Source organism: Lawsonibacter sp. OA9, from assembly GCF_022440585.1.
In genome coordinates this window covers 639,402-656,217 of sequence record NZ_JAKNTI010000022.1, presented here as the reverse complement: position 1 = coordinate 656,217, position 16,816 = coordinate 639,402, and the positions used below count along the sequence as shown (strand labels likewise).

Here is a 16,816-nt window from a genome sequence, read left to right as displayed (position 1 = left end):
CAATACAATGTACTACGAGATTGTCCCCATGGACCGAAGCCACATAGACCAAATCGCCGCCCTGGAGCGGGAATGTTTCTCCACGCCCTGGAGCGAGACCATGCTCTCTGACGCCCTTTTCGACCCCCAGGCCAGCTTTATCGTGGCCGACGACGGGGAAGGCAATATTCTGGGCTACGCTGGCTTACATGTGGTGTTGGACGAGGGCTACATCGACAATATCGCCGTCCACCCCGACGCCCGGCGGCATGGAGTGGCCTCCGCCCTGCTGGATGTGTACTGCCGCTTCGGCGCCGCCAATCTGGCCTTCCTCACTCTGGAGGTACGGGTATCCAACACTGCCGCCATCGGCCTATATGAAAAGTATGGCTTCCACCAGGCTGGCCTGCGGCCGGGATACTACCAAAATCCGCGGGAGGACGCCTTAATTATGACACGGGAGTTTGAACATGAAGCTGATTGAATTGACCGCGGAGCAGTTGTCCGCCCTGTATGAGAGCGAGCTGAAAGCCGCTTTCCCGCCCCAGGAGCTGAAGCCCCTAAAGGCCATGCTGAACCTGATGGCTGAGAAGAAGTATCAGGCCCTTGGCCTGTATGATGGAGATGAACTGGCGGGCTATGCCCTGCTGTGGTTGGAGCCCGGTATTCCCTTTGCCCTGCTGGACTATCTGGGAACCATCGAAGGCAGGCGCAGTCAGGGGCTGGGGACCATTATGCTGGACCTGTTGGCCGGCTACTACAAGGATTACCGAGGCATCTTCGGCGAGGCGGAGGCACCAGAGGGCGGCAGTCCCGAGGGGGAGGAGCTGCGCCGGCGCCGGCTCGGCTTCTATCTGCGCAACGGGTTCCGATACGGCGGCTATGACTGCGCCCTCTTTGGTGTCCACTACCAGACCCTGATCCGAGGCCGTGAGGACGTCACTCCGGGTGAGCTGCTGGCCGTCCACCAGAAAATTTACAGTGGACATATGCCCAAACAGGTATACGACCGTTTCATCCAGATCCCCCTGCTCCCTGGGCAGCAGCCCAACTCCATGGGAGACTGGGTAGAGGAGTGAGGGGCGCCCCTCCCCGTCTACATCGTCATCTCTATTCCTGGCAAGCCCTGCGTCTCCCTCAGCCGCCAGCGCGCACTTCCTTCGCAGCGGTGTCCGCTGGTTCCCTCGATCAGAAAGTAGGTATTGATACGATGAATATTCTTGCCATTGAATCCTCCTGTGACGACACCGCCGCCGCCGTTGTCAAGGACGGTCGGACGGTGCTGTCTAGCTGCGTGTCCTCCCAAATTGAGATGCATACCATCTATGGCGGCGTGGTACCGGAGCTGGCCTCCCGCAAGCATATCGAGGCCATATCCGGTCTAGCCGACAAAGCTCTGGCTGACGCCGAGCTCTCCCGCGCCGATTTAGACGCCGTAGCGGTCACCTATGCCCCCGGCCTCATCGGCGCTGTGCTGGTAGGGGTCAACTTCGCCAAAGGGGCAGCCATGGCTCTGGACCTGCCCCTCATCCCGGTCCACCATGTCCGGGGCCACATCGCGGCCAATTATATCACCCACCCGGACCTGGAGCCCCCCTTCGTCTGCCTGTGTGTATCCGGCGGCACCACAGCCATCGTGGATGTGCGGTCCTATACAGAGATGGAGATCATGGGTTCCACCCGGGACGATGCCGCCGGCGAGTGTTTTGACAAGGTGGCGCGGGTGCTCGGCATCGGCTATCCTGGCGGCGCTCCCATGGACCGGCTGGCCCAGGGGGGCGATGACCTGCGGTATGAGCTCCCCCTGGCCCATGTGACCGGGCACGAGCTGGATATGTCTTTCTCCGGCCTCAAAACAGCCAGCCTGAATCTGATCCACAACGCCCAGCAGAAAGGGGAACCCCTGGACCTGCCCTCTTTCGCCGCCAGCTTTGGCCGGGCGGTGAGCCAGTCCCTGGTCCCCCGTGCTATGGCCGCAGCCAAGGCAAAGGGCTATGGCAAGGTGGCGGTGGCCGGCGGCGTGGCGGCCAACAGCCGCATCCGGGCCGATCTCCAGGCCGCCTGTGCCCAGAGCGGGGATCAGCTCTACCTCCCCGAACTGCGCTACTGCGGCGACAACGCCGCTATGGTCGGCTGTCAGGGGTACTATGAGTGGCAGGCTGGCCACACAGCCGGTTGGGAGCTAAATGCTTACGCCACCCGGGATATCTCTCTGGGATAAGCCCACTGTTTCCCGCCTGGCGGAACAGTGGGCGGCTCTCCCTGTGCTCCGTCTGTAGTATTACAGTCTGGATACCTCCCCTCTCAATTTTGCGTTATGTCACCCATAATTTTTGGGTTCTTTACATTTTTTCCCTATTTCTAATCGTAAGAAATCCACAGCCGCCCGAATCATGGCGCTTTGAGCCGCCCCTTTTGTGGAAAACCATGTGGAAAGTGTGAATAACTTTTTGTACTTACTTTTTACAATTCCGATTATGTAAATCTTTTATACCTGTACACAGGTCTCTGGCGGCGGCCATACAAAATTTTTCGTTCCTCCTATTGACATTAGCTGGACGTGGTGGTAGAATATTGCGGTACAATAAAGTAGGTACGGTTCCCCGTCCTCACCCCAGGCCAGCGCCAAAGGGTCAACATGGAAGATCAGCACTGGATGTCCAGTGGTGTTTTGCTGTGATACGGGGGCCATATCGGCTATCCGTATTTTATTTTGTCTGGAGGTGCTTTCCCATCGCTAACACAGGTCATCAAACCAATGACGAGATCCGCGACAAGGAAGTTCGACTGATCGACCAGGCCGGCGAACAGTTGGGCATCATGTCTTCCCAGGAGGCGCTTCGCCTAGCGGAAGAACAGAACCTGGATCTGGTTAAGATCTCCCCCAACGCCGTTCCCCCTGTGTGCAAAATCATGGACTACGGCAAATATCGGTTCGAACAGACCAAGCGCGAGAAGGAAGCCCGCAAGAATCAGCGCGTGGTGGAGATCAAAGAGATCCGGATGTCCCCCAGTATTGATCTCAATGACTTCAACGTTAAGCTGAGGAACGCCCAAAAGTTTTTATCTGAGGGCAACCGCTGCAAGGTCACAGTCCGCTTCCGCGGCCGTGAGATGGCTCATACCAATATCGGTCAGGATCTGCTGCTCAAGTTCGCGGAGGAGTGCGGCGAGCTGGCTGTTATGGATAAGAGCCCCAAGCTGGAGGGACGTCATATGTCCATCTTCCTATCCCCCAAGCCTGCCAAAGACGCCAAAAAGTAAGTAAAGGAGTTTTCTGTTATGCCGAAGATCAAGATCAAGACTCACAGCGGCGCCAAAAAGCGCTTCTCTCTCACCAAGACCGGCAAGGTCAAGCGCGCCATGACCAAGAAGCGTCACCTGCTCAACGGCCACGGCAAGACCACCAAGCTGAAGCGGGCTCTGCGCGGCACCACCTATGCCGACAAGACCAATGAGGCCGCGATCAAGCGCATGATCCTGTACAAGTAAGACAGAGGGAGGTAACGAACAATGGCAAGAGTGAAAGGCGCGATGATGACGCGCAAGAGAAGAAATAAGATCCTCAAGCTGGCCAAGGGCTACTGGGGTTCCAAGTCCAAGCATTATAAGATGGCCAACCAGGCTGTCATGAAGTCCGGTGTGTACGCCTATACCGGCCGCAAGCTGAAGAAGCGCGACTTCCGTCAGCTTTGGATCACCCGGATCAATGCCGCCTGCAAGCTGAACGGCATGAACTACTCCACCTTCATGAACGGCCTGAAGAAGTCCGGCATCGTCATCAACCGCAAGATGCTGGCCGAGCTGGCAGTCAACGATAAGGCAGCTTTCGTCCAACTGACGGAAACCGCCAAGAAGGCTCTGGCCTAATTCTGTGAAATTGCGCTCCGGTACTGGATTTCAGCACCGGAGCTTTTTTCTGGCACATCTGATTATTCCCGGCGGCTGATTTTCTCCCTTTCCACAGCCGACCCAATCAAAAAGGAGGACACCTATGCCCACATTCACCTTAGATATCTACCAGACTGCAGGCATTGCCATGCTCCTGTTCGTACTGGGCCGATTTCTCACCGAGCGCGTCGAGTTCCTGAGAAAATGCTGTATCCCCGCCCCTGTGGTGGGGGGCCTGATCTTCGCCCTCGTTCATCTGGGACTCTATATGAGCGGTGTACTGGCCCTATCCTTTGATGAGAACATCAAAAACTTCTTTATGACCCTGTTCTTTACCAGCGTAGGCTATACCGCCTGCTTCCGGCTGTTGAAAAAGGGGGGTAAAAAGGTATTTACCTTCCTGTTTGTCGCTATCTTAATGGTTATCCTGCAAAATTTGGCCAGCTCTGTGCTGTCCGTCCTGCTTGGCTGGGATCCCCGTCTCGGCCTGTGCACCGGCTCCATCCCCATGGTAGGGGGCCACGGTACCGCGGGCTCCTACGGCCCCGAACTGGAAAAGATGGGTCTGGCCGGCGCTGAGGTGCTGGCTATGGCCGCCGCCACCTTTGGTCTTGTCGCCGGCTCCCTGATGGGCGGCCCTACCGCCCGCAGCCTTATCAACAAATATGGTCTGCGCTCCAACGAGACCACCGAGTCCGTCATTGAAGCCGCTGACGAGACTCCTGAAGAGAAGGAGCGGGCGGAGCGCATGGACTATACGGCCTTTACCAACGCCGCCATCCTGCTTATCGTCGCATCTGGCCTGGGCACTCTGCTGACCATGGCCTTCAATAGCGTGCAGATCACCATTGCCGGCACGGTCATCAAGTTCACCTTCCCCACCTATATCGGCTCCATGGTCATCGCCGCTGTCATCCGCAATTTCTGTGATGTCAAGCGCATTATCCTCCCCGCCAGGGCCATCGATACCTGGGGTAACGTGTCCCTCTCTATCTTTCTGGCCATCGCCCTTATGTCCCTAAAGCTCTGGGAACTGGCCGAACTGGCTACGGACATGGTCATTCTACTGGCCGCCCAGGTAATACTCATGTTCCTCTTCGCCCGGTTCGTGGTGTTCCGGCTCATGGGCCGGGACTATGAGGCGGCAGTCATGACCTCCGCCTTCTGCGGATTTGGTATGGGCGCCACGCCCAACGCCATGGCCAATATGCAGGCCATCACCAAAAATTACGGCCCCGCGCCTCAGGCTTTTTTTATCGTACCGCTGGTCGGCTCGCTGTTCATTGATTTCTGCAACGGAATTATTATTACCCTGTTTCTGAATGTACTGCCGTTGATCTTCGGCTGATAAAAGCCCGCGCCCTGCTCCCCTGAGGAGCAGGGCGCTTTTTTACGATCTTATCAGGTCTTTGTCCCCTTCTTCACTATTTATACAGAGGCTCACAGTCCTCTAGACGACTCCTTTTTCTTCCGCTTGGCCGCCATATAGCGGTCCTCCTCACTGAAGATGCAGCCGCAATATTTCTGCATATAGAAGCCGTGCTCCCGGGCAAAGGCCTGGCCCGCCTGAAACAGTGGCCTGAAATCCCGGTACAGGAAGTCCACCCCGTACTTCTGCCCCATCTCACGGGCAATGGCGGCGATGGCATCATGGTTCTGATAGGGGGAAATGAGCAGCGAGGTGGTAAAGCTGTCATAGCCATGCTCCGCGGCGTATCGGGCTGTCTCCTCCATTCGGACCCGGTAGCAGTAGGGACAGCGCCCGTCAATATTTCCAGCCACAGCGGTGACGAACGGCCGCAGATCATAGGTGCCGCCGATGACCAATTTCATGCCGATCTCCCTTGCGTAGTCCTCTAAGGTGCGCTTCCGGGCCTGATATTCCGTATAGGGGTGAATGTTGGGGTTAAACCAGAAGCCGGTGACCGACAGCCCCTCCTCCCGCAGTTGAGCGATAGGCTGGTTGGCGCAGGGGGCACAGCACATATGCATCAGGGTATTATCCATCACACGCACCTCAAATCTCCAAAATATCTAATTCCAGGCCCTGCCGCATGGCATAGGCCAAGGTCTGGGCCGTCCCGCCTCTGGGTTCACCGTCATAGACGGCGATAATCCGGCAGGCCCGATCCACCATGTACCGGTTCCGCCTTGCCATGCAGCCCCGGTCATAGTGATGCTGGACCAGAGTCTCATAGTCGCACTGGTCCAGGATAGCCTGATAGCGGAGCCGCTCCTCCCGGGGCCAGCGGTCCGCTTGGCTCTCACAGGGCCGCGCCCCCTCCAGCGTCACCTGCGGAAAGCACGCCCGCAAGGCCAACACAGCCTCGGCAAAATACAGGTCCGCCCCCCGTGCCATCCCACAGATAAAATGGCGGCAGCCACTCTGATAGGCCCGCTCCAGGGCCTGTCCCAACCGCTCCTTCAGCCGTGTGCATCTGGGGTCCCGCTCATCCGTTCCCCAAGGAAGTTTGTCGGGCCGGTGCCCGGTAAAGCAGCAGGTATTTGCCTGTTCCAAAACACAGCGCCCCTTCTTTTGTGCTGGTTTCTATTCTATAACAGGACATAGTCTAAGTCAATGTTTATGGAAAATTTGTTCGATTGAGTGGACAGCCAATCGATTCTCTGTATCCATATCCTGCCACGGGTGTACCTGGTGGAGCCCTGTTTCCTCTCCCCTATCTCCGCAATCCCGCTGCCCGGTGAACTTGGGCCTCAAGAACAGAATGGACGGCCTTTGGCCGTCCATTCCTTTTACTCCAATATCCTACCATCCACTGAGATGGTCACCACCTGCCAGGGGATAAACTTCCCGCTGTCCCGCAGGGCCTTCTCCGCCGCAATTTGTAGGCCGCCGCAGCAGGGGACCTCCATCCGCGCAATGGTCACGCTCTTGATATTATTTTGACGGATGATTTCTGTCAGCTTTTCACTGTAATCAACCCCGTCCAACTTGGGGCAGCCCACCAATGTCACTTTGCCCCGGATAAAATCCTGATGGAAGCTTCCATAGGCAAAGGCGGTGCAGTCGGCGGCAATCAGCAGGTTCGCGCCGTCAAAGTAGGGCGCCGTAAGGGGAGCCAGCTTGATCTGGACAGGCCACTGGCGCAGTTGGGATGAGACGGCGGCTTCCTGCTCCTGACGCCGTCCCAGTGTCTGGATACGGCTGCCGGGGCAGCCATGTCCTTCTCCATTCTCCCGCTCCCTCTTTTTGGACTGGACCGCCGCCGCATCATAGGGGGCCGCCTCCCGCTCCACAAAGGTGATGGCCCCGGTAGGACAGGTGGGTAAACAGTCCCCCAGGCCGTCACAGTAGTCATCACGAAGCAGGAGTGCCTTGCCCTCCACCATGCCGATGGCCCCCTCATGACAGGCCTGGGCACACAGGCCGCAGCCGTTGCACTTCTCTCGGTTGATCTCAATGATCCTACGAATCATGTCATTTTCCGCCTTTCCTTGACTTGGATGGGCTAAGTATAGTACCATTGATCCACAGAGTACGTTGTTATAACAACATTTTAGGAGAAAGATATGGACTATCAATTTTTGGCTGGTATTCTCCTGTTCCAAGGGCTCTCCCCGGACGTTCTTCCGGATCTTCTGACCGGTCTGGGAGCCGGGACCCGTTTCTATCCCCGTGGGGAGGCCGTCCTCCGCACCGGCGACCGGACCGGGCGGCTGGGTCTGGTGCTCTCCGGGGGCGTCAACATTGAGAATCACGACGCCTGGGGAAACCGGACCATCTTGGACCATGTTGCCCCCGGCCAGGTCTTTGCGGAGACCTACGCCTGTGTCCCAGGGGAACCACTGATGGTGGACGTAGCGGCCGTCCAGGACACAGAGGTCCTGTTCCTGGATATGGGCCTGCTCTTGTCCGGCGAGGGACCCCACCATGGAACTCTCTTGCGCAATCTTCTGACCATCACGGCCAGAAAAAACCTGGCCCTCTCTCGGCGCATCTTCTACACCTCCTCCAAGACCATCCGGGGCAGGCTGCTCTCCTATCTGTCCGACCAGGCGGTGCTCCAGAACAGCCCCTCCTTTTCTATCCCCTTTGACCGCCAGCAGCTGGCTGATTATCTGGGCGTGGACCGGAGTGCCCTGTCCAATGAGCTGGGCAAAATGAGGCGGGATGGGCTGCTGTCCGCCAGGAAAAGCCACTTTCGCCTCAATGTGAGCCAGATGCCCTGATCTACACAGGATTTACAATTTAATTACAATTCATTTTCTTTGGTTGACAATGTAGACCAGTTGTGTTATGTTTGGTCTACAAAGTAGACTTAAGGAGGTGTTTTTATGCCGGATGTCACCCTGACCAACAGCGAATGGTATGTGTTGGACTGCCTTTGGGAGCACTCTCCTCTGACGGTGATGGAATTGGTGGAGCGCCTGTCCCAGAAGGTGGGCTGGGCCAAGAGCACCACCATCACTACCCTGCGGCGGATGGAGGAGAAGGGGCTGGTCCACTGTGAAGTGACGGGCCGGACCCGTCACTATCGGCCCTCGGTGGAACGGCGGCAGGCCGTCCGCCGGGAGACCCGCTCCTTCTTGAACAAGGTGTATCGGGGCAGCGTGGGGTTGATGGTGTCTGCCATGGCCCAGGACAAGGCCCTGACCCGGAAGGAGATTGACGAGCTGTATGAGATTCTTCGACAGGCAGAGGAGGGAGCGAAATGAGCGGCATTTTCGTTCTGAACAGCGCCATGCCCACCCTGATCCCCTGGGCCTTCACCTCCACCCTACTAATTCTGGCGGTGCTGACTGTCCGTTGGCTCACCCGGAACCGGCTGTCCTCTGTGAACCGCTATGCCCTCTGGGCGGTGGTGCTGATCCGGCTGCTGATCCCTATTCAGCTCCCCTTCCTGTCCTCCTTAGGGGCAGTGGACTTTGCGCCTCAGATGGAGGACACCCCGGTATACGCCTTTCCCACCGACCACATAGACGCGCCAGAGAGTTATATTCAGCATATCTGGGAAGAACAGGGAGAGGACCCGGTCATGAGCGCCGGCATCACCAGCCGTGGCTTCCCCGCTCTGGGAGGGCTCGGCTTTGATTATTACAGCGGCGGCACAGTCCTGGAGGAAAACGGTTATACCGATTACGCCTTTTTCTCCACTGTCCCCCGTATCCTGTCTATCCTGTGGGGAACAGGAGCAGCGGTGATGCTCCTGTTCCTGATTGGGAGCAACCTGCGCTTTGCCGCAAGGCTGCGCCGTTCCCGCCGCCCCCTGGACATTCCTGAGTGTCCTCTTCCCGTCTACATGATAGAGGACCTGTCCTCTCCCTGCCTGTTCGGCCTGTTCCGGCCCGTGGTCTACCTGACTCCCCAGGCAGCGGCGGACTCTGCCGCACGGGAGCATGTGCTGGCCCATGAGCTCACCCACTACGCCCACAGGGACCACCTCTGGGCCCCCCTGCGGTGTCTGGCCCTGGCCCTCCACTGGTATAACCCTCTGGTGTGGCTGGCTGTCCTCCTGTCCAAACGGGACGGAGAACTGGCCTGTGACGAGGGGGCGGTGCGCCGTCTGGGAGAGGACCAGCGCATCCCCTACGGCCGCACCCTGGTGGGCATGGTGGCCCAGCGTTCCCTGCGGCCGGCCGATCTGCTGTCCTGCTCCACCGCCATGACAGGGGGCAAAAAGACCATTCAACAGCGCATCGCCCTGCTGGTGAAGCACCCAGAAACCAGGGCGGCCGCTGTCTTTGGGGCTTGTGTGGCCCTGGCTCTGGTAGCAGTATTCACCTTCTCTGACGGAAACCAGAGCGGCGGTCCGGCAGGCGATTATAGACGCTTCCTCAGTGATGTGCAAAGCGCCCAGAGCATCCGCCTGGGACAGCCCACCACCTCCAGTCAGTTTGACCCCACCGCCATCACCGATCCGGAGCTGCTGGCGGAGGCCAAAGAGATCTTGAAGCAGGAGTGCCCGGACTGGCTCAATCCGCCCCAGGTAGTGGGGGACCTGGACCCGGCCTCTCTGCGTACCCTGACTCTCACTGACCAGCAGGGCGCGGAGGTCCGATATCTGCTGGCCGCCCCCGCCGACCGGGGGAACTCCGGCGACTTCTATGTGCTTACTGACGGTGAACTCAGCGGGACGGAGGTTTCCGGACGCCGGGTGGCCGCCCTGATGCACCAGCAGGCGGCAGTCCAGCTCTATGACCTGATGAACCGCCAGGGGGCGCAGAGCGGCGCCGTTCCTCTTACCGCCGAGGAGCTGGCCTATTTCAACGACGGCTCCTTCTTTGACAACGGGACCGGCAGCGGCGGAAATGCCTACATCAATTTCTCCATTCGCAACCAGTTCCTGACTTCCTGGTATGACCATCCGGCGGACATCGACCTGTACCAGCTGTTCTATCTGGGGACCGGCAATCCCAGCTCCATCAGCGAGGAGGAGCGGCGGCTGGTCATCGACCGGGGTTACGGCGGGGCGGACCCGGACTGCGGCTGCACCAAAATCACCCGGCAGGAGATGGACGCCGTCCTGCTGGAACACACCGGCCTGACTTTGGAGGAGACCAATCTGGTGGGGCTGGGCGATTTCACCTACCTGCCGGAGTATGACGCCTACTACCACTTCCATGGGGACACCAATTATACAGTCCCAAGCTTTGAGAGCGGCTCCCGCCATGACAGCATTCTCTATCTCAACTATGGGGACCACGGGGCCTGCCAGTTGGTCCTTCGGGCGGTGGACGGCGGATATCAGTTTATCGCCAACCGCTCTACCCAGGTTGGAAACGTGCCCAGCTCCTATACCCGGCTGGAGAAGCCGGAGCACATCGCCGCCCTGGTGGAGCTGCTGGTCCAGGATCAGGCGTTTCTCACCGAAAACGCCCAGTATTTAGGGATCACCCCGGAGGCGCTGGCCGACGCCCTCCAGGGGAAGGGGGAGGAAGGCGTCTCCCCCGACCTGCTGGTCATCGGCACCTACAACGGCTGGGTCCCGGACCAATGGGGGCGGGGCTACGGCTATCGGCTGACGGTCTGGGGAGGCGGCAGTGTGATGTTTATGGACCTAACCTTCCCGGCGGCGCTGAATGAGCAGGTGCTGGCCTTCCACCAGCAGGACTCTTTGGAGTTGATTCAAAAGGACCTGACCCAGCGTCTGTCCGCTCTCACCCCACAGGACATCCAGTCCGTCAGCGGAGGCCGCTATGACCTCCCGGTCTCGTCCGACCAGCTGGCCGGGATGCTCAACCGAATGGCAGACCGGTATCTGGGGCCGGACGGATCCGACAGCTTTTCCTCCCACCGGCTGTGGACGCTGGACATCCTGCTGCCCGAGGACGTCACCCTGTATCTCTCCGCCGGTCTGGTCGAGGACCAGGTGGACATCGACGGGCTGCTCTTTGAAAGCCCGGAGCTGTACCAGCTCATCCGTCAGCGGTGGACTCCTCCCGCCGGCAGCATCATCCGGGAGGACCTGTCCCCGGTGGCGGAGGCGGTGGACCGGCTCCTGGCGGATGAGCTGGCCAAGTGGAACCAGGACTTTACCGACAGCGGCCTGTCCGCCCCCTACACTGGGGTAGAACTGACCCAATTCCGCCTGCTGTCCTCTTACCCCGACCTGCTGAAAGAGGGGACCGTGAAGCTGTACGCCTTCGACTACGGCTTGACCACCGGGAATTTGGAGGAAGCGGGCTGGGCTGGAGGGAATTACGCCGACGGCGACGGTCTGTTTCATCCTTACGGCCATGTGCCCCATCTGCTGACGGTGGAGGGGATCGGGCATATGGAGCGCAGTCAGATCATCCTATGGGAGTTCCCCCTAGTGGTAGGCAGCCAAGGCTATGAGGAACTGGTCACTCAGGACTATGTTCGTGACGTGGTGGTAAGCAACCTCCGGGACTTGCTGGACCCGGTGGTCCCCGCCTCAGTGACCGATCCCCAGAAGGCGGCCGAGGCCTATGGACGGGCTCTGGCCCAATACTATTCCTCCTTTGGGTCCAGCCACCCATCGGCCGTAACCTACGCCGCCCTGTATGAGGCCCGGGTCTATCAGCAGGCGGCCAGCGGACTGTGCGCCGCCATCACTCTGGCCGTGGATCCGGTGGAAGCGAACAACATATATTGGCAGTCGGGCGCCGGCCTTGATCCAGGACCAGATGGACATTGGCTGTACACCCTGGAATACTGCCTGGAACGGCAGGAGGACGGCACCTGGAGGTGTACAGACTCGGGTACCGGCGGGGTCAGGCTGGAGCGCGGAGATCCCCAGGTAATTAAGCCAGAACCGGAAAGATGACTTCCCGCTTCATCCACAAATAACTTTTGCAGAGTCCCGCCGGAGGATATCCGGCGGGACTCTTTTACATTCTTGACAAATTTTTATCTTAAATATGTCTAAAATCACGAAAAACAGGATGTTAAGTTCCTGTCTTTCCTCCTCTCTGTCCTGTTAAGAAATCGTTAATTCCGTTGTTTTTGCTCCCCAAAATCGCTATCATAATACTGAAGAAATAGAAAGATATCCAGTCTATTGTAGGTGTTTCAAAATCATGAGTCTGCGCGTAGGAATCGATATCGGCTCCACCACCGTCAAGGTAGTGGTGCTGGATGAACAAAATAAACTGCTGTTCCGCTCCTATGAGCGGCACTTCTCCAAGACCCGTGAGCGGGCACTGGAAACATTGAACTCCATCTCCGATATGCTGTCCGGCCAGCGTGTCAAGGTCACCATCACCGGCTCTGCCGGACTGGGCGTAGCCAACGCCGCGGGCATCGACTTCGTACAGGAGGTATATGCCACTGCCGCCGCGGTGAATACATACATCCCCGACACGGACGCGGTCATCGAACTGGGAGGGGAGGACGCCAAGATCATTTTCTTCGGCGGCTCCCTGGAGGAGCGGATGAACGGCTCCTGCGCCGGTGGTACCGGCGCCTTCATCGATCAGATGGCCACCCTGATGAACGTCACGGTGAACGAGCTAGATACTCTGTCCCTAAAGCATGAGAAGATCTACCCCATCGCCTCCCGCTGCGGTGTATTTGCCAAGAGCGATATCCAGCCCATCCTGAATCAGGGCGGGCGGAAGGAGGACGTGGCCGCTTCCATTTTCCAGGCAGTGGTGGACCAGACGGTGGCCGGCCTGACCCAGGGCCGGGAGCTGAAGGGCAAGATCGTGTTTCTGGGTGGGCCTCTCCACTTCCTCATGGGCCTGCGCCAGCGTTTTGTGGAGACTTTGGCCCTAGACGGTGAGCACGCCATCTTTCCCGAGGACGGCGACTGTTTCGCGGCCATGGGCGCGGCTCTGTGCGCTACCGACTATCAGCCTGTCCCCTTTGAGGAGGTGCTGAAAAAGCTGGCCGACAGCGCCGAGGCCACCACCCTGGTGGACACCATGCCTCCCCTGTTCTCCAGTCAGGAGGAGTACGACCAATTCAGTGCCCGGCACAACGCCAGCCGCCCCCCAGAGGTGGATATCCATACCTACTCCGGTCCGGCTTGGCTGGGCATCGACGCTGGCTCCACCACCACCAAGCTGGCCCTCATCACCGCCGACGGCGGCCTGCTGTATACCTATTACCACTCCAATCTGGGTAACCCCGTGGCCATAGTGCTGGAACAGCTGCGGACCATCTACGCCATGTGCGGTGACCGTATCGTGATCCGCGGCGCCGCCGTCACCGGCTATGGCGAGGACCTGATCAAAAACGCCTTCTCCTGCGACCTCGGTCTGGTGGAGACTATGGCCCACTACAAGGCCGCCGCCCACTTTGAGCCCTCCGTGGATTTCATCATCGACATCGGCGGTCAGGATATGAAGTGCTTTAAGATCCGCAACGGCGCCGTGGACTCCATCATGCTCAACGAGGCCTGCTCCTCCGGCTGTGGCTCCTTCATTGAGACCTTTGCCAAGGCTCTGGGCTACAACATAGCGGATTTCTCCAAGCTGGGACTCTTCTCCCAACATCCGGTAAATCTGGGCTCCCGGTGCACTGTGTTCATGAACTCCAGCGTCAAGCAGGCCCAGAAGGACGGGGCCAGCGTGGAAGATATCTCCGCCGGTCTGTCCACCTCCATCGTGAAAAACGCCATATATAAGGTTATCCGGGCCGCCTCCGCCGACGATCTGGGACAACACATTGTGGTCCAGGGAGGCACCTTCCTCAATGACGCGGTGCTCCGGGCCTTTGAGCAGGAGCTTGGCCGGAATGTGACCCGTCCTGTGATTTCGGGCATCATGGGCGCCTTCGGCGCCGCTTTGGCTGCCCGTGACCTGCACCTGGACAAGAGCCAGCTGCTGGGGCGAGAGGCTCTGGACCGTTTCTCCCACACCGCCAGACCCGCTACCTGCGGCCTGTGCACCAATCACTGCTCCCTCACCGTCAACTCCTTTGACGGGGGGCGGCGCTTCGTCTCCGGCAACCGGTGCTCCCGTCCTCTGGGGGAGGAGCCCAGCCATCTGCCCGACCTGATGCGCTACAAATACGACCACCTCCGCTCCCTCCATGGAACGGGGCAGGGAGATGGCTCCAGAGGGAGAATCGGTATTCCCTTCGGACTGAATATGTATGAGAACCTCCCCTTCTGGTTCGAGTTGTTCACACGACTCAATTTCCGGGTGGTCCTCTCCCCCCAGTCCAGCCGCAAGCTCTATCTCAAGGGCCAACGCACAATCCCCTCTGACACCGTGTGTTACCCCGCCAAGCTGCTCCACGGCCATGTGGAGGCGCTGGTGGAGGAGGGCGTGGACGCCATCTTCTACCCCTGTATGCCCTATAACTTTGACGAGGGTGTCAGCGACAACAACTACAACTGCCCGGTGGTAGCTTACTACCCCGAACTGCTGGCCGCCAACGTACCCGACCTGAAAAAGACCCGGTTCCTCTACCCCTACTTTGGCCTTCACCGCCCCAAGGATTTCGAGCGCAAAGCCAGCGAGTGGTTTTTCAACGAGTTTCAAATCCCTAAGCGGGAGACTGTGGCCGCCGTCAAAGCCGCCTATGCGGCCTACGATGCCTATAAGGAGGATCTAAGGGCCCGCGGCCGGGAGTATATCGCCCAGGCGCGGGCAGAGGGACGCCCCATCCTTGTGGTGGCTGGCCGCCCCTACCATATGGACCCGGAGATCAACCACGGTATCAACGATCTTATCACCTCCTACGGCTTTGTTCTGGTCACCGAGGATGCGGTGGCCTATCTGGAGGATAAGGCTCCCCGCCATGTTCTCAACCAGTGGACCTATCACGCCAGGATGTATAACGCCGCCCGGTATGTGTGCACCCAGCCGGATATGGAGCTCATCCAGCTGGTATCCTTTGGCTGCGGCATCGACGCTATCACCGGCGACGAGATGCGCTCCATCCTGGAGGACGGCGGCAAGCTGTACACCCAGTTGAAGATCGACGACATCAGCAACCTGGGCGCCGTCAAGATCCGCATTCGGAGCCTGATGGCCGCCATTGAAGCCAGAAAACAGAGTTGAGTATTTCTAGGTGTAAAGCTTGGAGATATTGTGTTCGTTGAAGGCGAACAGGTTTTGAATCACCCGGCGGAGCCGGACACTGAATCCCCGCTCTCCACTCTTTTCAGAAAGGGACTTTTTTATGGCAAAATTAGTTTATGACGAAACTGGCCGTCTGCTGTTCACCAAGGAGATGAAGGAGGAGTATACCCTCCTGATGCCCCAGATGCTCCCCGTCCACTTCGGCATGATGCAGAAGCTGCTGGAGTGTGAGGGCTACAAGGTGGATATGCTCACCACCAACCACCGGGGCATTGTGGATGAAGGCCTGAAATATGTCCATAACGACACCTGCTATCCCGCTCTGCTGGTCATCGGCCAGCTCATCGACGCGGTGAAGCACGGCGGCTATGACCCCCACAAGGTGGGCCTGCTCATCACCCAGACTGGCGGCGGCTGCCGGGCCAGCAACTATATCCACCTGCTGCGCAAGGCTCTGGAGAAAGCGGACATGGGCTATATTCCTGTGGTTTCCGTCAATCTGTCCGGCCTGGAGAAGAACCCCGGCTTTTCCTTGACCCTCCCCTTCATTCGCAAGGCGGTCTTTGCCATGATGTATGGAGACATCATCGTCAACGTGGCCAATCAGGTCCGCCCTTATGAAGTAGAGCAGGGAAAGACCGACGCCATGATCGCCCACTGGTCTCAGAAGCTGGTAGACGGCTTCCAGAGTGGGAAGGGCATGAGCCGAGGGCAGATGCGGGCTCTCTTTGACCAGATCTGCGCCGACTTCGCCTCCATCCCTGTCCAGGGTGAACCCAAGATTCGTGTGGGCGTGGTTGGGGAAATCTATGTGAAGTTCGCCCCCCTGGGCAACAACAATTTGGAGCAGTTCCTGCTCTCCGAAGGCGTGGAGCCCGTAGTCCCCGGCCTGACCGATTTCATTATTTTCAAGATTTACAACCGGGTGGCCGATGTGGATCTGTACGGCGGGAAGTGGATCAAGAAGGCCGCCTGCCGGGCCTTCATGTCCTATATCGAGGGCTGTCAGAAGGATATGATCGCCGCTCTGAAGAAGTCCGGCCGCTTCCGTGCCCCCGGCACCTTCCAGGAGCTCCACTCCCTGGTCCATGGCTATCTGGGCGACGGCAACAAGATGGGCGAGGGCTGGCTCCTCACCGCCGAGATGCTGGAGCTCATCCACTCCGGCACCAACAATATCGTGTGTACCCAGCCCTTTGGCTGCCTGCCCAACCACATCGTGGGCAAGGGTATGATCCGCAAGCTGAAGGACGAGTACCCCTACTCCAACGTGGTGGCCATCGACTACGACCCAGGCGCCACCAAGATCAACCAGGAGAACCGCATCAAGCTGATGCTGGCCAACGCCAAGGGCCTGACTCATCAGGAGTCCCCCGCGCCCAGAGCGCCCCAGCCTGAAGTGGCTCCCAAGCTGGCTCATGCCCACAGTTAAGCTTTCCCTCTCAACAAAAAAGGACCCGGTACAGTGGTGTACCGGGTCCTCTTTTCT

General features: G+C 58.8%; 15 protein-coding genes. 12 read left to right on the top strand and 3 right to left on the bottom strand.

Going from position 1 to position 16,816, the window contains the following annotated elements; genetic code table 11:
* Window positions 1-7 precede the first annotated feature (7 nt).
* From rimI to gltS, 7 genes are all read left to right on the top strand, one after another.
* On the top strand, window positions 8-463 hold the full coding sequence (gene rimI / locus MCG44_RS04210) for a ribosomal protein S18-alanine N-acetyltransferase (protein WP_147570844.1): 456 nt from the start codon (window positions 8-10) through the stop codon (window positions 461-463).
* Window positions 450-1,058 carry a GNAT family N-acetyltransferase gene (locus tag MCG44_RS04205; RefSeq protein WP_240286955.1) on the top strand — a complete coding sequence of 203 codons (609 nt, stop codon included), beginning with the start codon at window positions 450-452 and terminating at the stop codon, window positions 1,056-1,058. The genes rimI and MCG44_RS04205 overlap by 14 nt, the downstream gene beginning before the upstream one ends.
* A 131-nt stretch (window positions 1,059-1,189) precedes the next feature.
* Window positions 1,190-2,200 carry a tRNA (adenosine(37)-N6)-threonylcarbamoyltransferase complex transferase subunit TsaD gene (gene tsaD / locus MCG44_RS04200; protein WP_186852807.1) on the top strand — a complete coding sequence of 337 codons (1,011 nt, stop codon included), beginning with the start codon at window positions 1,190-1,192 and terminating at the stop codon, window positions 2,198-2,200.
* A gap of 455 nt (window positions 2,201-2,655) precedes the next feature.
* Window positions 2,656-3,243: a translation initiation factor IF-3 gene (infC, locus tag MCG44_RS04195; RefSeq protein WP_262669332.1), complete on the top strand. Its 588-nt coding sequence runs from the start codon at window positions 2,656-2,658 to the stop codon at window positions 3,241-3,243.
* An 18-nt stretch (window positions 3,244-3,261) separates the two neighbouring features.
* Window positions 3,262-3,471: a 50S ribosomal protein L35 gene (gene rpmI, locus MCG44_RS04190; protein ID WP_050625289.1), complete on the top strand. Its 210-nt coding sequence runs from the start codon at window positions 3,262-3,264 to the stop codon at window positions 3,469-3,471.
* 21 nt (window positions 3,472-3,492) lie between these two features.
* On the top strand, window positions 3,493-3,849 hold the full coding sequence (rplT, locus tag MCG44_RS04185) for a 50S ribosomal protein L20 (protein ID WP_147561805.1): 357 nt from the start codon (window positions 3,493-3,495) through the stop codon (window positions 3,847-3,849).
* 124 nt (window positions 3,850-3,973) lie between these two features.
* Complete coding sequence (gene gltS / locus MCG44_RS04180) at window positions 3,974-5,218, top strand: sodium/glutamate symporter (RefSeq protein WP_147570847.1); 1,245 nt, start codon at window positions 3,974-3,976, stop codon at window positions 5,216-5,218.
* Window positions 5,219-5,310: 92 nt separating this feature from the next.
* On the opposite strand, the gene MCG44_RS04175 is transcribed toward gltS, so the two are convergent.
* From MCG44_RS04175 to MCG44_RS04165, 3 genes are all read right to left on the bottom strand, one after another.
* Window positions 5,311-5,877 (bottom strand): epoxyqueuosine reductase QueH, encoded by a 567-nt coding sequence (locus tag MCG44_RS04175; protein ID WP_240286953.1) that lies wholly within the window; start codon window positions 5,875-5,877, stop codon window positions 5,311-5,313.
* 10 nt (window positions 5,878-5,887) lie between these two features.
* Window positions 5,888-6,388: an SLOG family protein gene (locus tag MCG44_RS04170; protein ID WP_147570848.1), complete on the bottom strand. Its 501-nt coding sequence runs from the start codon at window positions 6,386-6,388 to the stop codon at window positions 5,888-5,890.
* A 236-nt stretch (window positions 6,389-6,624) separates the two neighbouring features.
* Window positions 6,625-7,308 (bottom strand): ATP-binding protein, encoded by a 684-nt coding sequence (locus MCG44_RS04165; protein WP_240286951.1) that lies wholly within the window; start codon window positions 7,306-7,308, stop codon window positions 6,625-6,627.
* A gap of 93 nt (window positions 7,309-7,401) precedes the next feature.
* Here MCG44_RS04165 and MCG44_RS04160 point away from each other — a divergent pair, with 93 nt between their 5' ends.
* From MCG44_RS04160 to MCG44_RS04140, 5 genes are all read left to right on the top strand, one after another.
* Entirely contained in the window at window positions 7,402-8,061 is a 660-nt protein-coding gene (locus tag MCG44_RS04160) for a Crp/Fnr family transcriptional regulator (protein ID WP_240286949.1), read from the top strand.
* A gap of 105 nt (window positions 8,062-8,166) precedes the next feature.
* Window positions 8,167-8,547: a BlaI/MecI/CopY family transcriptional regulator gene (locus MCG44_RS04155; protein ID WP_147570851.1), complete on the top strand. Its 381-nt coding sequence runs from the start codon at window positions 8,167-8,169 to the stop codon at window positions 8,545-8,547.
* Window positions 8,544-12,119: a M56 family metallopeptidase gene (locus tag MCG44_RS04150; RefSeq protein ID WP_240286947.1), complete on the top strand. Its 3,576-nt coding sequence runs from the start codon at window positions 8,544-8,546 to the stop codon at window positions 12,117-12,119. The genes MCG44_RS04155 and MCG44_RS04150 overlap by 4 nt, the downstream gene beginning before the upstream one ends.
* A gap of 253 nt (window positions 12,120-12,372) precedes the next feature.
* Window positions 12,373-15,306, top strand: a complete 2,934-nt coding sequence (locus tag MCG44_RS04145; RefSeq protein ID WP_240286945.1) for an acyl-CoA dehydratase activase-related protein — start codon at window positions 12,373-12,375, stop codon at window positions 15,304-15,306.
* A 121-nt stretch (window positions 15,307-15,427) separates the two neighbouring features.
* On the top strand, window positions 15,428-16,759 hold the full coding sequence (locus MCG44_RS04140) for a 2-hydroxyacyl-CoA dehydratase (protein WP_147570854.1): 1,332 nt from the start codon (window positions 15,428-15,430) through the stop codon (window positions 16,757-16,759).
* The last annotated feature ends 57 nt before the right edge of the window (window positions 16,760-16,816 follow it).